The sequence below is a fragment of the Corallococcus aberystwythensis genome, assembly GCF_003612165.1.
Taxonomy (GTDB): Bacteria; Myxococcota; Myxococcia; order Myxococcales; family Myxococcaceae; genus Corallococcus; species Corallococcus aberystwythensis.
Map to the genome: position 1 here is coordinate 1 of NZ_RAWK01000568.1, position 505 is coordinate 505.

1 protein-coding gene is annotated in these 505 nt (G+C 61.8%); it reads left to right on the forward strand.

What is annotated here, in order from left to right; all coding sequences use genetic code 11:
* Positions 1-191: 191 nt before the first annotated feature.
* Positions 192-505: hypothetical protein (locus tag D7W81_RS44670; protein ID WP_208721701.1), on the forward strand; the 314-nt coding region annotated here is incomplete at its 3' end.

The window sequence follows — 505 nt, forward strand, 5'->3', positions numbered from 1 at the left end:
TCCGCAAGCTATGCAGCCCCGTGTTCGCCATCAACCCCGCCCTACACTACACGACCCTCGAGATCCCCGGGGCCCGAAGCTTCGGGGGGTCTGGGGGATACGGCGAAGTCCAACTGATTCGCGAACATAAGCTTGCCGTTAAGACCATAAAGGAAAAGGAGTAGTTTGCCGTTGAGCTCCTCGCGACCCTGTTGGTCGGGGAGGGCGCTCTACGCGCCGGCCGCACCCACAACATCCGCGGCTTCATCGCGCCCCTCGGGTTCTCGCTGCAACAACGACAGATAGTGTTCCCCGCGTACGACATGGACCTCGGTAAGTATATCGGCCAACTGGCGTCCCTGCGCACAACAAACCCCTCGGTCTCGACGGCCCTCCACCAGTGCTTCACGGAGCTGGCCCGTGCCGTTGTGTTTTTAAACACCACCTGCGGGATCAGCCACCTGGATATCAAGTGCGCCAACATACTCGTCATGCTGCGGTCGGACGCCGTCTCGCTCCGGCGGGC